Genomic DNA, 21436 nt, shown 5'->3' with positions numbered 1-21436 from the left:
ACGAGCATGAGGGAAGGTCTCTTGAATGTCAAGAGAAAGTCACGCGGCGGCGCCCGCTGATCTGGTCGGCGCATTCGGCGAGGCGATCCGGCGCTACCAGGCGGCCGTCGACGACTTCGATCGCGCGGTGGCGGCGGCGCTCGGCATCAATCAGACCGACGGACGCTGCGTCGAACTCCTGATGTTCGAGTTCGCCGACGGTGCGACTCCGGCTCAGCTCGGTGCCGCCCTGGGCCTCACGAGCGGCAGTGTCACGACGATGGTCGACCGTCTCGTCGCGGCCGGCCATGTGGTGCGCACCCCTCACCCCTCCGATGCGCGCCGTGTTCTCGTGACGACGACGAAGTCGCTGCAGGAGCACGCGTGGGCCCTCCACGAGCCCATCGTCCGGCGCGGTGCAGAGCTGCTCGCCCGATACTCCCCCGCGGAACTCTCCACGATGATCGACTTCTTCACGCGCGCGGAGGCCGTGCAACGGGAGGAGGAGAGGGTGCTGCGGGAGGGGTAGGTGTGCTTCGGCTCCTGCGCCGCGTCCGCCGTGGACGCGTTCGTCGTCGCGCGGCTCCCGGTCCGCCGAGCGGCCCGCTGCGCTGTCTGCCGCGCGGGCCGGGCCTAGATCGCCGTGTACGAGTCGAAGTCGACCGCGTTGCGTCGCAGCGCCCGCGCGATCTCCATCGGCGTCTGCGGCTGCCGCCGGCCGTTGATCGTGACGTAGGTGTTCTCGTCGACGAAGTCGGCCGCCAGGTGGTACGCCAGGATCGCCAGCGCGTTCACGTCGACGAGCCCGTCGATGAGCATCGACGTGGAATTCCACTCCGGATCGTCGAGCACGACCGCGTTCTCGCGGAGGCTCTCGAGCAGGGCTTCTTCGAACGGTGAGGTCATGCGCGGTCCTTTCGTCATGCGTGACTCTACGGGTGGCCTCCGACAGTCGCGGGCCCCGCGGGTCGACCCCCATCCCCCGCCCTGGGGCTCCCTCACGCCCCGCCCGAGCCACCAGAATGGTCGACGGGGAGACCGAGCGGTTCGGTCGGGAAAGGCCACACATGTCGAACTTCGACCCGAACCAGCCGGTTCAGCAGGTCTACGTCCAGTTCGCGCCGAAGCCCCAGTCGAACGGCCTCGCGATCGCGTCACTCATCCTCGGAATCGTCGGCGCCGCGCTGTCGCTGATCCCGATCGCCGGCATCTTCCTCTGCTGGCTGCCGGCCCTGCTCGCCATCATCTTCGGCTTCATCGGCGTCGGCACCGCGAACCGCGCCGGCGGCTTCCGCCGCACCCAGGCCATCGCCGGCATCGTCTGCGGCTTCCTGCCGGTCCCGATCATCCTCATCCTGCTAGCGCTGGTCGTGCCGTTCTCGGCGTCGAGCGGGTCCTGACGAACGACCCGGCGCTGTCGGCGGCTCACGACACAATCACGACAACGATCACCAGCACGGCTTCCTTGGGGGGACGCATGAACGACGAACTCGAACTCATCCGCGATGGCAACGGCATCGCCGTCATCGGCGATCCCGGGGCGATCGAGCGATTCTTGACCGGTCAGGGCATCACCGAGTCGCGCGACCTCGGCCTGTCCCGACTCGGGTCGACTCTCAGCGTCGGCGCGGCGGCCGCGCAGTCCGGCGCGACGATCGCAGCCAACTCGGGTCGCTGGATCCAGCTCTCGCAGGCATCAGCCGCGGCCCTCGCCTCCGGAGTACCGATGGCGGGTTCGACGCCCGGGCTGGCACGCGCGATCATGACGAACAACGGTCAGATCAGCAGCATTCTCGAGTACTCACGCGGTGCGGGCGCCATGCTGACGAACCCGGCCGTCCTCGCCGGCGCCGCGGGCATCATGGCGCAGCTGGCCATGAAGCAGTCCATGGACGAGATCACCGCCTATCTCGCCACGATCGACGCCAAGGTCGACGACGTGCTGCGAGCCCAGAAGGACGAAGCCGTGGCGGGCATGATCGGAGCCGAACTCGAGATCGACGAGGCGATGATCCTGCGTGAAGAAGTCGGCCGCGTGTCCGAGGTGACCTGGTCGAAGGTGCAGGGGACGTCGTCGACTCTCAAGACCACCCAGGCCTACGCACTCCGGCAGCTCGATGCCCTCGCCGACAAGATGGAGCGCCACTCGAAGGTCGGCGACCTCCACGACACCTTCATCGACGCCGAGGGGACCGTCGAGGAGTGGCTCGCGGTCATCGCGCGATGCTTCCAGCTGCAGGATGCCCTCGCGGTCCTCGAACTCGATCGCGTCCTCGACTCGTCGCCCGACGAGCTGGACGCCCACCGCCGCGGCGTCGAGCTTTCACGCGACAAGCGCCGGAACGTCATCAGCCAGACCACGCTCGGGCTCCTGCGCCGCATGGACGCAGCCGCCTCGTCGGCGAACTCGAAGGTGCTGCTGCATCCGTTCGCTCCCGGCGCCATCGTCCAGTCGGGCAACGGTGTGGCCGCCGACGTCGTCGCCTTCCACGAGCGCCTCGGCATCGAGGGCGACCGAGAGTCGATCTCTTCGAGGCGCTGGTCGGAAGCGGCCGTCGACACGAAGGACAAGGCTCTCGAGGCAGGAGCCGAGGGGGTCGAGGCCGCAGCGCAGCTCGGCGCCGAGGGCATCAGGGTCGCCAGCCGTCTGGGCACGGAGGGCGTCACTGTCGCCGGCAAGTTCGGCGCGGCGGCGCTGAGTCGCGGGCGGTCGCTTCGAGGGCGTTTATTCGATAGCGCTGCTGACGACGACAGGGACTGACCGGGACATTCGCCTGCACGTCGCCGCCCGAGAGCGGTCTGATGTGAGATCGTCGGATCACCCGCCCCGCCCGCTCGACCGAAAGCTCCCGAATGCTCACGCAGGTCACCTCCCCGCAGCAGGTCTTCTTCGCACCTCAGAGGTTGGTGGTTCCGCTCTTCCAGCGGCCCTATGTCTGGTCGAGAGAGCTCCAATGGGAGCCGCTGTGGAACGACATCACGAGACTTGTCGACGCGATCGCAGCGGGCGACTCGCAGGCCACGCACTTCCTCGGCGCCGTGGTCCTGCAGACCCAGCAGACCGTCCTCGGTGGCCTGCCACAGCACACGGTCATCGACGGGCAGCAGCGGCTGACAACGCTCCAGGTCTTGCTCGACGCCCTCCACGCCGAGCTGGTCGATCGTGGCTATGTCGGTCTCGCGGGCCAGGTGGAAGGCCTTGTCGAAAACGGTGAGTCGTTCCGTGTGGGCGTCGAAGATCGCTTCAAGGTGTGGCCGACCAACCGTGACCGCGAGACGTTCGCCGCGGTGATGTCGGCTCCGTCGCCCGTCGACTACCGCGTGCTCCCGGCAGGACGACTCCGTGACGCTCACGAGTTCTTCGCCCGAAGCATCGCCTCGTGGCTCGACTCCGACGCCTCGACCGCGGACTCTCGAGCCGGCCTGCTCGTGCCTGCCGTGACGACGCGGCTCCAGCTCGTTTCCATCCAATTGCAGGCGAATGAAGATGCGCAGGAGATCTTCGAGACGCTGAATGCCCGCGGCACGCCGCTGACCGCCGCGGATCTGATCAAGAACTTCGTCTTCCAGAGATTCGATGGGACTGACGAGGCGACCGAGCAGGCGTACCTGGAGTACTGGTACGCCTTCGAGACCCCCTTCTGGGAGGCCGAAGTCACGGCGGGCCGCATCCGCTACACCCGGAGCTCGCTCTTCCTCACTCAGTGGCTCACCGCGCGCACACTGCTCGATATCCCGGCGCGGGAGGTGTTCGCTCAGTTCAAGCGCTACGTGAATTCGTCATCGGGTGATGTGAACGCACTTCTGAAGGACCTCAAGGCGGCGGCAGATCGCTACCGTGCCTTCACGGAGGCCTCGGAGTCGCACGACGGAGCCCTCGACCGCGTCGCGCTCTTCGTCTACAGAATCAGCACCCTGGATTCCGAGCTGGCCAAGCCTGTTTTGATCTGGCTGGGCGAGCGGGAGCAAGCCGCGATCACTGACGACGAACGCGACCGGTTCCTGGGTGTGCTGGAGTCGTGGTTCGTGCGTCGAGCGCTCGTGCGCGTGCAGTCGCAGGGCGCGAACCGATTCATCGTCGACCTGCTGACGACGCTGAGTCAGCGCCCTGCCGGAGCGCGCATCGACGACGTGGCCCGAGACTTCTTGACGTCGCAGCGATCTACCGTCGGCTATTGGCCCGACGATGCCGAAGTGCGTCGTGAGCTCGTCGACCTCGAGGCCTATCGACGCCTTCGTCGGGGCCGTCTTCGAATGGTGCTGGAGGCGGTCGAGGACCGCTATCGGGGCTTCGGGATCGATGGCCAACGGCCATTCTCAGCGGCACCGGTTTCGCGCGGGGTGTGCACGATCGAGCACATCATGCCTCAGGAGTGGCGCGCCAACTGGGGCGACGACACTGTCAACGACACCGATCGTGACCAGCTCGTCCAGACGCTCGGAAATCTGACGCTGGTCACGCAGTCCCTCAACACGCGGCTGTCGAATGCAGGCTGGACCGGCGAGGCTGGTAAGCGCGCGTCCTTGATTCGGCACGACACCCTGCTGCTCGTCCGGAACGTGGTCCACGAGCACGCCGAGGCGTGGACCGAAGAGGACATCCGTACCCGCACATCGAGCCTGATCGACAGCATCCTCGCGATCTGGCCGGTGCCACAGGGCCACGTGAGCTCGACAGACTCAGCCGTTGAGAGGGCTCAGTATCGGGTTGAAGTGGCCGACCTACTCCGCGCCGGCGCGGTCTCTGCCGGCGCTGTCCTCTACGCCAAGCCCGCCGCCTATCGCGGCTCCACCGCAATCGTCGAAGAGAACGGCCACCTTGCGATGGCCGATCGAGTCTTCGCGACGGTCAGCGGTGCCGCGCGATTCCTGCAGGGCGGCGGCACGGTTGCCGGCTGGAATTTCTGGTGCGTCGACGAGACGCTGACTCGGACCCTGGCCGATGTCCGCTCCGACTACGCGTCCGGTATTTGATGCGCTCGGGTCGAATTCGCTAGCGCCGGGGCGCACCACCCAGAGCGGCAGCCCCCGCCAGCTCCACCAACCCCCCAAAGTCCAACCCCGGCCACCCGTGCAACACCTCGCGCCACGCGGACGGCACCCCGCCGACCCCGTAGTACGCCCCCGCCAACCCCCCAGCGATAGCCGCCACCGTGTCCGTGTCGTTCCCGCCCCGCACCGCGCGCGAAAGCACGTCGACGAGCGACGACCCGTGCGTGATCGCCGACCACGCCCCCTGCAGCGCCTCGACGACCCACCCGTTGTGCTCGAAGTCGCGCGGCTGCGACGCCTCGGCCACGTCGATGCGCGAGGCCCACAGCGACTGCCGCGCAGCAGGCAGAGCCGAAAGACCGTCCCGCAACGAGTGCTCCCCGTCGACGACAGCCCGCCGGATCGCCAAGCACCACAGCACACACGCATCCCCGGCCTCCGGGTCGAAGTGCGTGAGGTCGCTCACTCGACGTGCGACGGAAGCCAGCCCGGCGGGGTCGTCGAGGTACCCGAGCGCCACCGGAGCAGTCCGCATCAGCGACCCGTTCCCAGCCGACTGCCCCTGGCTCCGGTGCACCGCTTCGGCTGCGCGCCGCGCATCGTCTTCGCTCGAGCCCTGCGTCGCCAGCATCCCGAGCACGGCTCGCGTCTGATTCCCCACGTCCGGAGCGGTCTGGGCCCACACCGCCCACTCGTCGACGATCAACCCCAGGGTCGCAGGAGCAGCGAGATCGTCCCCCCGAGCCAAAGCCCGGCCGATCGGCACCGCCATGGAAGTGTCGTCCGTCCACTCCCCCGGAGCCCAGTTGAACACGCCCCCGCCCCGCATGGCGACAGCCTCGTCGTCCGGAAGCGCGGGGCCGAACTCGTACCCCGCCCCCAGTGCGTCGCCCGCGGCCATGCCTGCGAGGACGCCTGTCATTCTGTCTTTGATGTTGACCTCCCAGAAGAAACATTCAGCGGTCCCAATCGTGCGATTCACTAACGATGCGCAAGCGACTTCGAGCACATAGCCCGCAATCACCCGATCGAGCCGTCGATTCGTTTAGACGCGGCCCAGTGAGCCTGTCCCGCAGGCGGGGCGATGCGCTAGGACACCCGAATCCTCCGAATCGATTCATCAACGAATCCCGATATCACCGAGTCCAGCACGCTCGCCTCGAGCGAGTACATGTCCGCCCATGCCAGGCGTCGGCGGACTCGCGCCGTAACGTCACGGATGATGTCACGCCGCCCCTCACCGCCGATCGTGCGCGAAACGACCGCACGTGCGATTGCACATGCGAGGCGCGGGTCACCACCGATTCGACGGCGTTCAAAAACCTGATTGAGGTCACTTTCCGTAAGTTCGGCCAGAAGCGCCAAATCGCCCTCGAAGACCACGGCCTGCCACCACAGTCGAGACCACGTGTGACGGTTCGGATCCGAGGCGACCCACCGCTCCACATTGTCGGTCCCAAATCGCCAAGACGTGACATCGGGCAGGGCGACGAGCGCGAGGAAAGACCACACGTCCCTAGAGGCAGCCTCAGACCAGCTGAGATCCAGCTTCGTACCGATCAGTGGCACTGCCGCGCGGTCGAACGCGATACGCGAAGTCACCTCGCTTCGATCCGGGAATCCGAAGCGCTCAGCGAGCTGTCGGACAGTAGAGGCTAGGTCCGCGACCTCGCTTGGCGTCGCGCGCCGTCCACCAACAGGCGCGAATATCTGTGCCGGATGGCTATCCGAAGGTCGAAGAGTTCCTCGACGTGCTTCGACGTACATAGCCGCTGCCACCGAAGCCGTTAGTCGTGGCCATAAGACGCTCATGTGAAGGTCCTACCGTATCCAAGCGAGCGCACGACGCCGCTAAGGCGGCTCCTGAAGTCGGACGCAGCCTCCGGGCCAGAACCCGGAAGCGAGAGTCCACGACTTTCGACGTCATCGAGCATTGACTCGAGCACCGATCCAACAGTTCCTGCCTCCCAAGTTCCGCCGTCGCGGAGCTCGGTTCGCATCGCCAGGGCCGCTTCGGCCAGCACCCCCGCCACGCCTTCCTCCAATCCGAAAACCAGCTGCCGATCGCCGGCGTCCGAGGACGGCCGGGTGATCGCGCGGACGAGCTCTTCGTCACGCTCGTTGACGAGTAACTGAAAGACTCCGAGGAATGGAGCGTCCAGGTCACTCGAGACTTCGAGAAACCAGCTCGAATCAACGTCGAACGGTGTTGCCGCGAAGTCGATCACCGCGACAGGGAACATCGCGCCATCTCCCTCGAGCGCGAGAGTCGTGGTCGAGTCCAGAAGGACTGATCCGGGTTCATGGGCTGATGCCACGGCCCCTGCATCCTCCGATCTCCCCAGCGCGAGTGTTGTGGTGATGGTGAGGACGCCCCCGATGCGCCCCGACGGCAGCGTCGCCTCCAGCGTGACAACACGCTCAAGCACGGAGACGCGATCGATGAGATCGGTCATCTGATTGCTCGAGCTCGACCATGACGCGGTGAGCACGAGCGCGGCACCTGGATGAAGACCTGACTGCTCGATGACGGCCTCACGGTCGACGTCGATCATTTGACGAACGTGGAGATCGGTGTCGGCATCCCAATCCTCAAGGAGGTCGGGCAACGCTTGCCAATTGCCGTCTCTGAAGAGCTGCCACTCACCTACTCGCCACGTCTCCGAGAAAGGGATTCGAAACGGCTTGACCTCATGCGGCATCGTTCGACCGCCTGATGTTGACACGTACGACGGCGTCCTCCACGTAGGTCGCGTACACCCACCATTCAGAATCTGCCCCGGGACCGATCATGATCGCGCTGCCCGCGACCGACGGCCCGCCATTCACGGGCCGCCACTCAAGGATGGCCGGTGTGCGCGCTCCGGCGAACGTCGCGGACTCGCGACCACCGCCGTCGAGCACGACCGACGCCTCGGCGTACCAGACGCTCTGGGACGTGTGGTCCGGGATCGACACTCTGGTGACGACGAAGGTCCGGTCGCCGAACACGTGAAGAGCGGGCCCATCGAGAATTCGCGCACTTCTGAATGGTGCGCCTTCGCGACGTCGACCACCCGAAGGGGCGGTTCGACTGGATTTCCGCGTTGCTCCGCCGGCCGAGATGCCCGGGGTCAGCCGGGCCAGTCGCGACGCAACAACTCCAAGTCCGGCGGCGCCTCGAGCCTCCGCCCTGACAGTGGCGTCGAACTTATCGTCGAGTACGCGACGGATGAAATGGCGCGCGTTCTGCACGACGCCCCGATTCGTACCGCGCAGTCCTGCCTCGACCCAATCGTCGTGGGTCGGCGGTTCAGCGGCGGCGAAGTGCTCGTCGGAGTCGACGGTCGAACGAAAGACTCCGCCATACGAGAAAATCGGATCCGGATGCGCGGGACCCGGAAGATAGTCGACCACCAACTCCGCCAGGCGCATGCGTGCAACGTGGTGCGGAGCACCCTCGAATGGTCGGGCACGATCAACGATGGGCGAAGACGGCGCATCGGCTACGCCCACTTCGACAGCCAGCCGCCCCACGTCACGCGGTGGGGACTTTCTCGTGTGCGAGACGCCTTCGCCCGCCCGGACTACCTGAAGGGCCTCTGCGAAGGGTCGAAGATGGGGCACGCTCAAAGGATCCGGGACTTCGATCGGATGGCCGTCCACTTCGACGGAGAAACTCATCGGCGTCTCCTCCCCTTTGAATCGAACGAGCTTGGGCCAGAGATTCCAGAGGATGGACGAAGCGAGGAATTCACCGACCGCCGTCAGAGAGTCGAGCTCGGAGCCCGGGGCATCGAGCTGCGCTCCGACGATGACGACATCGGTCCCGGTACGCCCATCCGCGAACCCAGGCAGCCCGAGTTCCTGGGCGATTGATGCGGCCTTGTCGCCGAGGACAGGGTCTGGAATGCCGTCACGGACGTCGCCCCACCAATGTCGGCCTGTGAAGCGCCGCGCTTCGTCGTTGTAGAAGCTCGCGCCGAGGGCTGCCCCCATGAGCCGGCGTTCCGAGTCGGATCCGTCCGCCAAGTAACTGTCGACGACGATCGTCGAGGCCCCACTCAGCCTGTAGAAAATACCTTTCCCAAATCCGTAAGTTCCTCCGCCAAGTTCGCTGTCGCGGGCCTCTCCAACGTTGCGTAAAAACTGAACGAAATCACTTCTCGTTCCATCGGGAGCCTTCGACCCTGCCCTCATGGGTCCGCCCAGGCCCCGTGTGTTCCGATCCGAGACCGTCACGATGACTGAGTCGGGTTGCAAATACTGCGCTAGTTGAGCGACGGCACCCCCTTCGGGAGCGGGCATAAGGTGCTTCGTCCACGCGGATGCGAAGTCACCAAGGCGCGCGACGCGGACGGAGAAGTCGACCTTCGGCGTACCAGTGCGCGCGTCCCAGCTGTTCTGCGCTGCCTCGCGCACGAGTACCGTCAACTCGTCGAGTGCGGGCCGCCCAAGTTGATTGATGATGCCCTCCGCCGTGGCGGATCCTTCCTCGGCGAAAGGCTGCGACCACCATCGGGCGGTCACGAGATCGCGTTTCTGATCTCGCCCAACCCGGCCGGCCGCATGTGCCCGACGACCACTGCACGGTCGAGGTGATAAGAAAGGCGTGAAAGTCCGTAGGGGACGCCTGCCACGAGGTCGTCAGGCACGATCCGAGGGAAATCCGAGTTCACAGAGACCATGAAGAGCTGTCCGAGCGAATACCGGATCTCGTCATCGTCGGAACTGTAACCGAGCTTGTTGACCTTTGATCGAAGAACGCTCGGCGTCGCGACGACCGATTCAGCTTCCGCGAGGACGTCGGCCAGTCGCTCGCCGCCCGCGTCCTCGCGGACCTCTACGACGATGAGGTGCAAGCGCTTGCCGTCCAGTGCGTCCAGCTGTTCGACGCCGTGGATAACAATATGATCTGCGTCCGTCCCGACACCCTTAACCTCAATGGAGGCAGCCTCGAACTCGAAGTCGTGCGGCGTGGCCTCCGGACCCGTCCAGCTGTCGGCATCCGCCAGGCCTTCCGAAGCAAGGGCACGCAGGATGTTGAGCTCTGCGAACAGTCCTATCCGCTGCTCCGGGCTCAAGGCACGAGAGCGCACTGTCCGAAGGAGTCGTCTCCAACGGCCGATCACCTGTGCACTACGCGTCGCGGCACGCGCCGCACCGTCCTCGTCGAAAGCTTCGAGGATATCGGCGCAGACCTGATCGAACTCCCGTTGCAACGACGGGTCATGACACGTGACGTCTACGTAGTCAAGAGCACTGGCGCCGAAAGCCAGCGATCGCGAGCTCGAGGTAAGCACCGAATTCGGCTCGGCGACGAGGATCGAGGCGTCGTCGCTATACGGAACGAGGAGATGCCGGCGACCCTCACGATCGACCGCGGCGCGTGGTCCAGATTCCCCCGCTCGCAGACGCAGCGCGAAGGATGAGAATTCGGCGGTACGTGGCGGCTCCAGGACGGCCCAGGCGCGCATAAGTGTCGAAACCGCGTGAGAACCGGTCGTCATGATTCGTCGCCCTCCACCGAGTACAAGGCGTCCTGCAGGTCTTCTCGCTGTTCCTCATCCTCGTCCCAAGCGCTACCGGTGGCCCCAGTGAGGTCGACCGCCATGTGGGTCACTTCGACCGATGTCCCGCCCCCGACGGTGCCAGGGAAGACGATGCCGTATCCGATCACTGGAGCGACCGCATCCATCGGGACTCGAGCCACGCTTCCACGCGCGGGCGCCACAGGCTCACTGCGCGCGTCGATTGGATACAGCACGAGCAAGCCGCGTGAACGGTACTCCGTATCGCGCTCGCGCTGCTGAACGAGTTCGTTCTCGGGCTTGGCGGCGTCGTAGCTCTCCCACGTGCTGAGGTCGAGCACGCGGTCTCGCTTGCTCATGAGGGTTTTGATGTCGGCGATGGAGTCGACTCCCGTGTCGAGTCGTGATCGAATGACGGATCTAAACGATTTGCCGCCGAGCTCGATCGGCGCCCCGGAGCTCTGCGCGACGGCCACAGTCCACTCTTCGAGCGCCGGCTGATCACCGTTCCGCTGGCCGTCGATGTACCGCATGAGCTGCCGAGGCATCAGGTCCGCAGAATCCTCGTGCACTTTGTAACGACGGAGGAACGCGACTACCAGATGCGCCGGCACGTCGCGGTAAAGCACGGCAGTACCGCGCTGCTCCGGCTCACGTCCGCTGGATGAGATGTCTTGTACGAGGTCGGATGCGGCAGCAACGTTGTCCTTAAGCCAATCACTGTCCTCTCGTAGAAAATACCTGGTCTGAAGCCGGCGTCCAGCATAGGACACCTTTGCGGGGGCTGCTGCCCCCATCTTTGCTGTAATAGCTAGGGAGGGATGTGTCCTGATCCGGACCGCGACGTCCGTCGGCCGAAGGTTCTGGCGCTGATACTGGTCAATGTCGTCCCGCATCTCGCGTTCGACGGTCGCCAGGTGCCGAAACGCTCGCTCGAGCGCGTTGGTCATCCATATTCGAGGCAGGTCCTCGTATCCGGGGCGGAAGCCGAACCACCGTGCCATCTGAAGCAAAGTGTCGTACGCGGATGCCGTTCGGACGAAGAAGCTAACGACGAGACCTTCGAGCGTCAGTCCACGAGACAAGGTGTTACCACCGACCGCGATGGCCACCACCGGCCCCGACGAGTAGTCGAGTCGGTCCGTACTCCGATAATTGTCGAGGACAACACGTTGCGCTTCCAGCACGTCGCCGAGTTCACGAAGAACGGACTCGAAGGAGTTTTGCTGTCGTCCATTCCAATTAGCCGAGTCGACCCGAGCCGTCTCTCGATCCCACAGTGTTCGAAGGGTCCCGATGAATTCCTCGTCTCCGGCGCGAATCGCAGCAAGAGCCCGGGAACGCAAGTCTTCGAGAGGATCCCTGAAGGATTCCTGAACGTCAATCTTTACGGAAGTGTGAATGAGCATGGTGCTGTGCGAGCGATCGCCTCGTGCACGGCGAGCCGCGGTTGCGAGCCAGAACCAGTTGACGGCGTCGACCAAGTCCGGAGTCATGGTGGGGACGAAGCCCGCTGCACTCGCCCTTCCGGCCGGTCGTAGTAGTTGGACGTCGTCTTCGGGGACGATCCGCACCATGTCGTAACCGTCGGGAGCCGGACTCTCGTTCTCTTCCTCGACGACATCGACCCCGAAGATCATCTCCGTCCCGAAGTATCCCTCGGGCCGAGGCAAATTGAGAATGAAGTCCTTCGGGTAGAGGTCCGCGGATGCAGGATCGATGAACACATTTGCGAACGGCGTCGCCGTGTACCCGATGTAGGTGTTCCTCGGGAAAAGGGCGAGCAGGTCACGAATCAATGGATTGATGCGTCCGGTGGCTACGGACGCCTGATCGGCCTCGTCGTCGATGATCAGCACCCGAAGCTTCTCGAGCGCGCCTCGCGCCCCATCAGCACTCAGCCAAGTGATGAGGCGCTCGAGCACGGTTGCATTCTTCTTGACGACCGCGAGTACGACCTTCTCCGTAGATTTGAGCAAGCTCACCGCATCGGAAGCCTGCGGGCCGAAGTCACGGTCCTCGTCAGTCAGCGTGATCCAGTGCTCGTTGTTCAGGCCCTTGAGTTGACTGTTCAGACGGGCCTGTGTCTGTTTTCGCAGCCCATTGTGAATGCCCGAAAGAACGATGATGAACTTGTACTGCTCATCAGCAAGCTTCGCGATAACAGAAGTGAAATTCGTGGTTTTGCCACTTTGGACATACCCGACGACCAGACCTCGGGCCTGATAACGCGTCCGATCAGGTCGCGGCGTGTGCGCGACGACCTTGTTCGCAGCCCCCTCGAGATCGTTGAGTCGTTCCGCCCCCCACTTCTGGTCATCGCGGAAATGCGCCCGGAGAGGTGGCCAGAACATCGAGCCGTCGGACGAACCCGAATACCAGGATTCGTTGCCTGCTGCGACGATGGCTGGACCACCGAGTTGGACTGTCTCGAGATCGGACTCGAACTGCTCCTTGTATGTCGCCGCGAGCTCCGGACCACCGACAGCCGCGAACTTCGTGACGGCCGCCTCGAGCCCGAACTGTTTTGCCCAGGTTCCGAACAGCGGGTACAGATCCAAGATGACTCCTCAGTGATAACAGCAGTCCTTCATAACATGAGGAGGTGTCGCGCCTACACATCGAAGGCCCCGAGACCCGAAGTGCGGGTCAAAAAAGACGTAGAATATCGGCCATGCGTCCTCTGCCGCGCGATGAGACCGTTAGCGCGCGTTTTGCCAAGCAACGGCGTCGCGATACGGAGATCGAGATCGACATCCGGCGACGACTGCACGCTCACGGATTCCGCTTCAGGCTGGTCGTTCCGGTTCCCGACCGGCCACGTAGGTCTATCGACATCGCGTTCCCTCGCGAGCGAGTCGCGGTCCTGGTCGATGGTTGTTTCTGGCACGCCTGTCCGCTGCACCGGACGTCGCCGCGAACGAATCACGATTGGTGGGAGGCGAAACTTGCCACCAACTCGGCGCGGGATCTTGACACTCGCCACTCGCTCGAAACAACGGGATGGGCGGTGATCCGAGTCTGGGAGCACGAGAACCCCGATTCTGCGACCGACGCGATCGAAGCACTCGTGCTGGTTCGGCGCGCCGGCGCGCGGATAGTCAGTGGCTCGATCTAATATCGCGCCATGCCGATCTTCGACCTCGTGGACCTCTTTGCCGGGTGTGGGGGGATGACCCAAGGTTTCGTCGAGACGGGCCGCTATTTGCCAGTTGCGGCCGTCGAGATCGATCGAATGGCGGCCAAGACCTATGCCGCAAACTTTGGCGATCATGTCTTCAGTGGCGACATCCGAGACTGGCTCCGGGGCGAACTCCCCGCGTCTGCCGATGTCGTCATCGGTGGGCCTCCATGCCAGGGTTTCTCAGCGCTCGGGAAGCAGAACCCACTCGACCCGAGAAACGTGCTCTGGCGCGAGTACGTGCATGCGCTCGAACGCATGCAGCCGAAGGCGTTCATCATCGAAAACGTGCCTCAGTTCCTTCGCTCACCGCAGTTCGAAGATTTGAAGAAGGAGGTGCGGCCTGATGGAGGCCTCGCAAATTTCGAGATCGAGCCCTTCGTCTTGAATGCTGCCGAGTACGGCGTCCCACAGACGCGACGACGAGTTTTTGTCATAGGCCGCCAGCGCGGACTTCCACCGTTGGGCCCGCCCCCCACTTCAATTCGTCGAGCAACTGTCGAGGACGCGTTCGAGGGCCTAGCAAGAAGGGTCGTCGATACGGAACTACCGCCGGACAGAGCGTTGAGACGTGGTCCGTATCTGACAACGGAATTGCACTTGACGCGCAATCCGACCGATACGTCGATCCGCCGTTACCGAGCCATTCCGCCCGGAGGGAATCGGAACGATTTGCCTGACGAACTATCTACGCCCGGCTGGCGAAAGCACAAGTCGGGTTCGGGTGACGTGATGGGTCGTCTGTGGTTCGACCGACCGTCGGTGACTATTCGCACTGAATTCTTTAAGCCGGAAAAAGGTCGATACCTTCACCCGACCGAACATCGACCGATCACCCACCTTGAGGCGGCCCGGATTCAAGGCTTCCCGGACGACTTTCGCTGGTACGGGAGCAAGACCCAAATCGCCAAACAGATCGGAAATGCGGTACCGGTGAGCCTCGCCAGTGCGATCGCGACGCACATCCTGCCGTGGCTTGATTCATCCGTCGCATCGCCCGCAACCGAACTCGATCTCACGCAGTTCGCCAGCTGAAGTGGTCAACTCGGCTCAATCGACCTGACCGTCTACGACGATTGAACCGACAACGTCGGTTGTGGATGCCTCGCCCGGCGGTCACACAAGATTGACCACTCGCGCGCATATCCGGGTGGGCTGGGCGGTCCCTCGCCATGCCCGTAACTCCGTTTGAATTTGTGGACAATTCCATTTGCGTCTCGAGCGCAACACCGCAAACGGGCCTGACCGGATTGGTCGAGCTGCGGGGGTTAGGTCGGTGTGGAGCGACTGCGGCCTTGATTGAGCGGACGGTCCACGCTGCTTAGCGCTGGTGAGTGCGGGTCACGCCCGCGTCGGACGAGCGAGCGCCACATCTTCCGACCCCCGAACGAGCGATTTCGGTCGGGCGCGCGGACTGGTGTACTGGTGAGTGCAACGCACCTTGAATACTCGGAGGGTCAGCGCCTCGGGGGCGCCGCTCGACCTCTTCGTCGGGGGCAGCCTGGTTGCGCCTCCCGAAGGATTGATCGTGAAACTCATCTCCGTCGTTGCCGTCGGCGCCGCACTCCTGACTCTGAGTGGCTGCGCGGCCACCGGCACGTCTGCCTCGTCGCAAGCGCAGCATGCGAGCTCCAACAATTCGTCCGTCGCGTCCGCTACGCCGGTCGTGACGCCGACGCCGACCAAGGCAGCACCGGTCGTCACGGCCGCGGCGATCTCGGCCGACCTGCAGTCGAAGATCCCGCAGGTGACGCATGTTCTCCAGATCACCGAGGACAACGATCCGAACAACCTCATCGGGCGCCCCAACGAGTACACGCAGGCGGCGACGCTCTACGACTCGCGCACGCCCTGCACCGACATCGGCGCGGACTGCGGAGCTACGATCGAGATCTGGCCGTCGGCTGCTCTCGCGACGAACCGAGTGAACTACATTCAGACCGAACTGAAGGCAAACCCGATCCTCGGCACCGAGTACGACTACGCGCACGGCAACGCGGTGCTCCGCGTCACCGGCACGATGAAGCCGTCCGACGAAGCCGGCTATCTGGCGGCGTGGAACGCTTACTTCGTGTAGGCCGGTGCCGCCCGCCATTGAATCAACACGACGCCTCGCGACTCCCGGCCCTTCCGCATCGTCGGCTACCGTCAGAGTGTGACAACTCAAGGCCTCGGAGACGAACTGCGAACATTCACCGCCGAACGCGACTGGGACCAGTTCCACTCCCCCGCGAACCTCGCAAAGAGCATCTCCATCGAGGCAGGCGAACTCCTGGAGTGCTTCCAGTGGACCGACGATGCCGACATCGAGCGAGTCAAGAGCGAACTTGCCGACGTACTGACGTACTGCCTTCTCCTCGCCGACAAGATGGGGTTCGACCCTGAGGCCATCGTCCGCGAGAAGCTCGAGATCACTCGCCAGAAGTACCCGGTCGACAAGGCGCGAGGCCGAAGCACGAAGTATGACCGGCTTTAGCGTCGAGCGCCTCGACTTCTCTCGAGAGTCAGTTGCCGAGTGGGAGAGGGCCGACAAGCGCTTCACCAACTGGCCGGTCGTCTACGTGCTCAACTCCGAACGAGCGATCTCTGAGACAGGGAAAAGGGGGCTCGCTCTCCGCGATGTCTACGTCGGCGAGACCCTCAACGCAGCCTCGAGGATGCGCCAGCATCTGTCGTCCCGCTCGAAGGACACTCTCTCGACCGTGCGAGTTCTGCTCGACCCGACATTCAACAAGTCCGTCTGCCTAGACCTCGAGTCGTATCTGATCTCTTTACTTTCGGGCGACGGTTCGTTGCGAGTTCTTAATCGGAACGACGGGATCACCGAAGCGAATTACTACGACCGCGCGATCTACCGCGAGTCGTTCCGGGAGGTCTTCGAAGCCCTACGCGCCGAGGGCATCTTCAGTCGGGCGCTGCCTGAGATCGAGAACGGCGCCCTCTTCAAGTTGTCGCCGTTCAAGGCCCTCAACGAAGATCAGGCAGCAGCCGTCGAAGACATCGTCGAAGGATTGTTGACCGATGTGGAATCCGGAGCGACCAACTCGATCGTCATCCAGGGTGCACCGGGCACAGGCAAGACGGTCGTCGCGATCTTCCTCCTCAAGCTGCTCGTCGATATCGCCGGCACAGCGTCGACAGACGAGATCGACCCTGACAGTCGATTCGCAGAGTTCTTCGTGGAGGGCAACCGCCAGTTGCTGACCGGTCTGAGAGTCGGGTTGGTCATCCCCCAGCAGTCGTTGCGCAAGTCAGTGCAGAGCGTCTTCAGAAAGACTCCGGGCCTGGATCCAGACACCGTCATGACGGCATTCCAGGCTGCCGAATCTGTTGGCACGTGGGACCTCCTCATCGTCGATGAGGCTCACCGGCTCAATCAACGCGCGAATCAGCCCACCGGCGTGCTCAACGCGAAGTTCAAGACGATCAACGAGGATCTCTTCGGCGAGGACGACGTCACACGGACGCAGCTTGATTGGATCCGCGCGAAGAGTCAGCATTCGATCTTTCTCGTTGACGCGGAGCAAAGCGTTCGGCCTGCGGACCTGGCCCCGGCCACGGTCCGAAGACTGGTGGAGGACGCACGCGCCGGTGGCCGCTTGTATCCGCTGCGGTCACAGATGCGTGTTCAGGCGGGATCGGACTATGTCTCGTTCGTCCGTCGGATCCTGCAGCCGAAACAGGACGATGACGGCATTCCGAAGACACCGGAAGCCTTCGAAGGCTACGACTTCAGGATGTTCGAGGACGTTCAGGCCATGCACGATGAGATCCGCAGGCTGGACGACGAGGTCGGGCTGGCTCGAATGGTCGCGGGCTTCGCGTGGAAGTGGAGCTCGAAGAACGACAAGTCCGCGATAGACATCAGGATCGGCGAATACGAAGCTCGCTGGAACGGTACCGCCGTCGATTGGATTGCGTCACCCGGCGCACTCGACGAGGTCGGTTCGATCCACACCGTGCAGGGTTACGACCTGAATTACGCGGGCGTGATCATCGGCCCCGATCTTCGCTACGACAAGCGACTCGGACGACTCGTCTTCCACCGCGAGTCGTACTTCGACCCCAAGGGCACCGAGAAGAACAAGGCTCTCGGCATCACGTACAGCGATGACGACATCCTTCGGTTCGTCTGCAACGTCTACACCGTGCTGCTGACTCGCGGAATCCGGGGGACCTTCGTCTACGTGTGCGACCCAGCGCTGCGCGAGTACCTGGCGACGTTCATCCCTTCGGCATAGCCGGCCGGCGATGTAACCGGAACAGTGCATCCAGGCCGAATGCCAGCACGCCGAGAGGCGGAGCAACCCACAGGACGATCACCCAGATCACCTTGGTCGGGACGGACATCACGCTGAATCGGACGACGCTGATCGTCGCCCAGATCGTGGCGACGAACAGGGCCAGCGACAGGAACATGACGACGATGTGGGTGGCGGAGAAGTCCCGGAGCATGCACCAATACTCGCGTTAAACATTCTGGTATCGCAAGAGTTAGTTGGCTGCGGGCGAAAAGGGGCTTCCGGCGGACCTCCCGATCCTGCGTCAATTGGGGAATGGGGAACGACGGGGCCGGCACGGCCGGAGGATCGGCGCAGCGCGAATACGAGCGGCGACGGGCCAACGATGAGGCGAAGCTGCGGGCCGAGTGGGGGCGCTTCGGCGGCATCGCCGTGGCACTGAGCAACGAGAAGCAGAGCACGCGAGCGTGGGCGTCGGGCGCGAACGGCGAGCGAATCGTGGGCGCGCGGCTCGACGCGATGGCGTCGGAGACGGTGCGGGTGCTGCACGACCGGCGCATCCCGGGGAGTCGGGCCAACATTGATCACGTGGTCGTGACTCCTGCTGGGGTGTGGGTCGTCGACGCGAAGCGGTACAAGGATCAGCGGCCCGCGCTGGTCGCCGAAGGCGGGATTCTGCGGCGTCGGATCGAGAAACTCGTCGTCGGGAGGCGCGATCAGACGAAGCTCGTCGACGGGGTGCTCGGGCAGGTCGCGCGGGTCAGTTCCGTCGTGGGTGACCAGGTTCCGGTACGCGGGATGCTGTGCTTTGTGGAGGCGGACTGGCCGCTGTTCGGGGGCTCGTTCGCGGTGCGCGGGGTGGACGTGGTGTGGCCGAAGAAGATGGTGGCGGGGATCGGTAGGGCTGTAGGGGTCGGGGTCGATGTCACTGCAGTCTCAAACTGTCTGCGGCGCGCATTCCACGCGGCTTGAGAGCACCGCTCGGCGGCGTGCCGCGCAGCGGGGCGAGCCGTTGGGGTAGCCGCGGGCGCGGGCGCGGGTGGGCAGGCGAGCCGCTCCGCGGGGCGCCGGCGGGCAGCCGAGCCGGGCAGGACAGACGAGTGCCCCGCACTGGGGGCGACACAGGAGACGATCGGGCGGTGGGACGGGCTACGACGGGTGCCCGCGGCGCTTATGATCGGGAGACTCGCCGCTCCTGCGGCTTGAGCGGTGCGCCACGTCAAGGGCATCGCGTCACGATCACAGCACGACCCGAGGAACGTCATGCCCCGAGCCGCACTCCCCCGCGCCCGCACCGTAGCACTCGCCGCGGCAATCGCCATCGGCACCGTCGGGCTCGCCGCCGCGCCGGCGAGCGCCTTCGCCGACGGCACGGGCACGGGCACCGACACGGGCAGCCAGGTCACCATCGGCGACGCGGCACTCGCCTCGTGCACGGCCGACGCACTGGGGGACGACCCCTCGACGACGACGTTCGCTACCTCCGACCTCGAGTCACTCACTGCGCTCACCTGCGCAGGAGTCGGCGACGCGAGCCAGCTCGGGCTCTACAGCGGGCTCACCAGCCTCGACCTCGACGGCTCCCCCATCGGCGACCTCACGGCGATCGGCACGCTGACCGGCCTGATCAGCCTGTCGCTCGACGACGACAGCGCCCTCGACAACGACGGAGCGATCGGCGACCTCACGCCCCTCGGATCGCTCACGAACCTCACCACACTGTCGCTCGCCGACGACGGCCTCAGCGATGTGAAGCCCCTCCGGCCGCTGCAGCAGCTGCAGCACCTCGACCTCGAGGGCAACCACATCAGCGACCTCTCGCCGCTGCTCTTCCTCAACGTGGCGACGATCACTGCGACCGACCAGACCGTTACCGGGCCCGCTGAGACTTTCGGGGCGACACTGCACGAACCGGTCATGTACGACCGATGGGACAGCCGCGTCGAGTTCTACACGGGGCCAGGCACGGAGTACAAGCTCCAGACCAACAACGACTTCGTCGTCACGAGCACGACCTCGGGCTCGCTCACGTGGACCAGCAGCTTCCCCGGCTTCACCGGCACCTACAGCTTCGCCTCCGCCCTCGGCATCCTCACGCCGCCGACCACCGGGCCCGGCGTCGCGCAGCTGCCCGCGGTCACCGTGAAGACGCATGCCGCGCCCGGAGTCTGGCTGCCTTACCAGGTGAACTACGGCTACCAGTGGTTCCGCAACGGCGTGGCCATCCCCGGAGCGACCTCCGGGTCGTACACGCCGAAGAGCAGCGACCTCGGCGCGAAGCTGTCGTACGTCGTGACCGTCAGCCTGCCCGACTACGCCACCCAGACCCGCACGTCGCCGACCTACAGGGTCGCCGGCCGGCCGTTCACGAAGACGTCGGCTCCGGCGATCAACGGCACCACGCGCGTCGGCCACATCGTGACGGCGACGCGCGGTCCGTGGTCTCCTGCTGGCATCTCGTTCACCTACCGCTGGAACCGCGACGGCAAGCCCATCGCCGGAGCCACGAAGTCGACCTACAAGCTCACCTCCGCCGACGCGCACCACGCCATCACTGTGACGGTCACCGGCGCCAAGAGCGGCTACGCCACCACCTCGCGCACGAGCCCCGCGGTGAAGCCGACGTTCCACTAGGGACGATCGCGAGCCCCGTAGGGGCGCACACGCCACTGGCGCGTCGACCCGCGCATCCTGCGACCCCGGAACGAGCGATTTCGGTCGCGCGGCCAGCTCTGAGAGTCGGATGGGCTACGTGCCGGCAGGTAGCGACGGCTGCGGCTCCGGTGGAGCGCCGAGAGCTTCGGCAGCGCGCTTCAGCATCTCGTTCTGGTCGAACTCGGGGCCGCGGTGCTCTGAGCCGCCGTCAGTCTTGGACTCGAGCGAGCGCTTCGCACGCTTCGAGATCAGGTAGCCGCCCGCGCCGAACACCATGAGCGTCACGGCCGTCGATCGATCGGTGGAAGTCATGTTCGCGACCCGCGAGGTCAGTCCACCGGAACGCGCAGCCCGATCACGCGACGGACGGACAGCCGCGTCGGCCTCGCGCGCGCACTCGGTCGCATACAGCGTGGCCAGCTCGGAGTCTCCCAGGAGCTGGCACACCATCGCGAGGTCGAGGCAAGCCGAAGCGCGGGCGAATGTCGACGGGGTTTGGAGGTCGACGGCGGAGCGAAAATGGGCCTGCGCCTCGACGAGTGCGGCAGCGGCCTGATCAGCGGTGCGTCCCGGCAGCGCAGCCTCTCGGAGGTAACGTCGGCCTGTTTTCCACGGTCCGTCGATCAATGCCTGCACATGTGAATCGATCGATGCGAGCACGACCACCTGACTGTCTTGCACACCGAGCAGGTCGTTCAGGATCATCTCCAACGGGGCTCCCAGCCCCGGCATCGCGCGATTCGCGGCGAACGTGACGACTTTGACGGCGAGTTGATCGAGGTCCACGGGTGGCTCCTGCTTGCTCGGATGGAATCGGAGACGCCCGTTCACGCCTCCGGGATGTCGGGAGCACCGTAGCGGCGGGCCGAACGCCATCG

Annotated in this window: 20 protein-coding genes; 11 read left to right on the top strand and 9 right to left on the bottom strand. The window is 64.7% G+C overall.

All coding sequences use genetic code 11. The features are described 5' to 3' along the window. Window positions 1–25 precede the first annotated feature (25 nt). Complete coding sequence (locus C8E83_RS02920) at window positions 26–508, top strand: MarR family winged helix-turn-helix transcriptional regulator (protein WP_121368356.1); 483 nt, start codon at window positions 26–28, stop codon at window positions 506–508. Between the two features lie 104 nt (window positions 509–612). On the opposite strand, the gene C8E83_RS02915 is transcribed toward C8E83_RS02920, so the two are convergent. Beyond that, entirely contained in the window at window positions 613–885 is a 273-nt protein-coding gene (locus C8E83_RS02915) for a hypothetical protein (protein ID WP_121368355.1), read from the bottom strand. A 161-nt stretch (window positions 886–1046) separates the two neighbouring features. Here C8E83_RS02915 and C8E83_RS19725 point away from each other — a divergent pair, with 161 nt between their 5' ends. From C8E83_RS19725 to C8E83_RS02900, 3 genes are all read left to right on the top strand, one after another. Further along, window positions 1047–1379: a DUF4190 domain-containing protein gene (locus C8E83_RS19725; RefSeq protein WP_211331653.1), complete on the top strand. Its 333-nt coding sequence runs from the start codon at window positions 1047–1049 to the stop codon at window positions 1377–1379. A gap of 77 nt (window positions 1380–1456) precedes the next feature. Then, window positions 1457–2740, top strand: coding sequence for a hypothetical protein (locus tag C8E83_RS02905; protein WP_211331652.1), 1284 nt, complete (start codon window positions 1457–1459; stop codon window positions 2738–2740). Window positions 2741–2832: 92 nt separating this feature from the next. Beyond that, window positions 2833–4953: a DUF262 domain-containing protein gene (locus tag C8E83_RS02900; protein ID WP_121368354.1), complete on the top strand. Its 2121-nt coding sequence runs from the start codon at window positions 2833–2835 to the stop codon at window positions 4951–4953. Window positions 4954–4972: 19 nt separating this feature from the next. On the opposite strand, the gene C8E83_RS02895 is transcribed toward C8E83_RS02900, so the two are convergent. The 6 genes from C8E83_RS02895 to C8E83_RS02865 form a co-directional block, all read right to left on the bottom strand. After that, on the bottom strand, window positions 4973–5893 hold the full coding sequence (locus C8E83_RS02895) for an ADP-ribosylglycohydrolase family protein (protein WP_121371700.1): 921 nt from the start codon (window positions 5891–5893) through the stop codon (window positions 4973–4975). A 167-nt stretch (window positions 5894–6060) separates the two neighbouring features. After that, window positions 6061–6783 (bottom strand): DUF6339 family protein, encoded by a 723-nt coding sequence (locus C8E83_RS02890; RefSeq protein ID WP_484103572.1) that lies wholly within the window; start codon window positions 6781–6783, stop codon window positions 6061–6063. Then, window positions 6780–7526 (bottom strand): hypothetical protein, encoded by a 747-nt coding sequence (locus tag C8E83_RS02885; protein WP_147430065.1) that lies wholly within the window; start codon window positions 7524–7526, stop codon window positions 6780–6782. Before C8E83_RS02885 ends, C8E83_RS02890 begins: the two co-directional genes overlap by 4 nt. 136 nt (window positions 7527–7662) lie before the next feature. After that, window positions 7663–9480, bottom strand: coding sequence for a hypothetical protein (locus C8E83_RS19135; RefSeq protein WP_147430064.1), 1818 nt, complete (start codon window positions 9478–9480; stop codon window positions 7663–7665). Continuing rightward, window positions 9477–10460, bottom strand: coding sequence for a PD-(D/E)XK motif protein (locus C8E83_RS02870; RefSeq protein WP_121368349.1), 984 nt, complete (start codon window positions 10458–10460; stop codon window positions 9477–9479). The genes C8E83_RS19135 and C8E83_RS02870 overlap by 4 nt, the downstream gene beginning before the upstream one ends. Next, window positions 10457–13042: a Z1 domain-containing protein gene (locus tag C8E83_RS02865; protein ID WP_121368348.1), complete on the bottom strand. Its 2586-nt coding sequence runs from the start codon at window positions 13040–13042 to the stop codon at window positions 10457–10459. The genes C8E83_RS02870 and C8E83_RS02865 overlap by 4 nt, the downstream gene beginning before the upstream one ends. 113 nt (window positions 13043–13155) lie before the next feature. Here C8E83_RS02865 and C8E83_RS02860 point away from each other — a divergent pair, with 113 nt between their 5' ends. The 5 genes from C8E83_RS02860 to C8E83_RS02840 all read left to right on the top strand — a co-directional run bounded on the left by C8E83_RS02860 (window position 13156) and on the right by C8E83_RS02840 (window position 17903). Then, on the top strand, window positions 13156–13599 hold the full coding sequence (locus C8E83_RS02860; protein WP_121368347.1) for a very short patch repair endonuclease: 444 nt from the start codon (window positions 13156–13158) through the stop codon (window positions 13597–13599). Between the two features lie 9 nt (window positions 13600–13608). Continuing rightward, a complete protein-coding gene (locus C8E83_RS02855; RefSeq protein WP_121368346.1) occupies window positions 13609–14697 on the top strand; it encodes a DNA cytosine methyltransferase in 1089 nt (362 codons plus the stop codon). A gap of 394 nt (window positions 14698–15091) precedes the next feature. After that, window positions 15092–15739, top strand: a complete 648-nt coding sequence (locus C8E83_RS02850; RefSeq protein ID WP_147430063.1) for a hypothetical protein — start codon at window positions 15092–15094, stop codon at window positions 15737–15739. A gap of 78 nt (window positions 15740–15817) precedes the next feature. Then, complete coding sequence (locus tag C8E83_RS02845) at window positions 15818–16138, top strand: nucleotide pyrophosphohydrolase (RefSeq protein ID WP_121368344.1); 321 nt, start codon at window positions 15818–15820, stop codon at window positions 16136–16138. Beyond that, on the top strand, window positions 16125–17903 hold the full coding sequence (locus tag C8E83_RS02840) for a DUF2075 domain-containing protein (RefSeq protein WP_121368343.1): 1779 nt from the start codon (window positions 16125–16127) through the stop codon (window positions 17901–17903). The genes C8E83_RS02845 and C8E83_RS02840 overlap by 14 nt, the downstream gene beginning before the upstream one ends. Here C8E83_RS02840 and C8E83_RS02835 read toward each other — a convergent pair. Beyond that, on the bottom strand, window positions 17887–18117 hold the full coding sequence (locus tag C8E83_RS02835) for a hypothetical protein (protein WP_121368342.1): 231 nt from the start codon (window positions 18115–18117) through the stop codon (window positions 17887–17889). The genes C8E83_RS02840 and C8E83_RS02835 overlap by 17 nt on opposite strands. A gap of 101 nt (window positions 18118–18218) precedes the next feature. Between C8E83_RS02835 and C8E83_RS02830 the strand changes: the two genes are divergently transcribed. After that, a complete protein-coding gene (locus C8E83_RS02830; protein WP_121368341.1) occupies window positions 18219–18875 on the top strand; it encodes a nuclease-related domain-containing protein in 657 nt (218 codons plus the stop codon). A 291-nt stretch (window positions 18876–19166) separates the two neighbouring features. After that, window positions 19167–20537, top strand: a complete 1371-nt coding sequence (locus C8E83_RS02825; protein WP_147430062.1) for a leucine-rich repeat domain-containing protein — start codon at window positions 19167–19169, stop codon at window positions 20535–20537. 114 nt (window positions 20538–20651) lie between these two features. Here the strand turns inward: C8E83_RS02825 and C8E83_RS02820 are convergent, their stop codons facing one another. Further along, on the bottom strand, window positions 20652–21344 hold the full coding sequence (locus C8E83_RS02820) for a hypothetical protein (RefSeq protein WP_121368339.1): 693 nt from the start codon (window positions 21342–21344) through the stop codon (window positions 20652–20654). Window positions 21345–21436 lie beyond the last annotated feature (92 nt).

Source organism: Frondihabitans australicus, assembly GCF_003634555.1.
Classification (GTDB): Bacteria; Actinomycetota; Actinomycetes; order Actinomycetales; family Microbacteriaceae; genus Frondihabitans; species Frondihabitans australicus.
The sequence above is the reverse complement of the archived record's forward strand: the minus strand, read 5'-3'. Positions and strand labels throughout refer to the sequence as shown.